The 389-nt window shown below is 55.0% G+C and carries 1 protein-coding gene; it reads right to left on the bottom strand.

Features of this window, described 5'->3' with window-relative positions:
- Positions 1-88 precede the first annotated feature (88 nt).
- Positions 89-389: helix-turn-helix domain-containing protein (locus tag IFT60_RS27150; RefSeq protein ID WP_192057031.1), on the bottom strand; the 301-nt coding region annotated here is incomplete at its 5' end.

Below are 389 nucleotides of genomic sequence, written 5' to 3'. Positions count from 1 at the left end.
ACGCTGACCTGGTAGTAATAGGTGCTGCGTGCCAGGCCAACGAGCTTGAGCAGACCAACAACTGGATACTGCTGCCTTAGTTCATGCACTACTTGCGCTTTTTCGGCGTGGTCGATTTCTGCCGTGCTTGAACTAAGGCCTCCAACTTTTTTAGGACTGCGTTCTCCATCCGCAAATAATCGAGCTCAGCGAGCAACTCTTCACGGCTGCGCTTGTCCTCACCGGCAGGCACTGCCGGTTTTGTCGTTGGTATCACTATCTTTTTCACTCTCGTTGTCGGGGCTGGCGTCAACGCTTCCACGCCGCTCTCCCGATATGCACGCTCCCAGTCGCCCACCGTCGAATGACGGCGGATATCGAACTTGGCAGCGGTTTCGGTTATGGAAAGC

It is taken from the genome of Massilia sp. CFBP 13721, assembly GCF_014842025.1.
Classification (GTDB): domain Bacteria; phylum Pseudomonadota; class Gammaproteobacteria; order Burkholderiales; family Burkholderiaceae_D; genus Telluria.
Note: the sequence above shows the minus strand (reverse complement) of the source record. Positions and strands in the feature narration are given on the sequence as shown.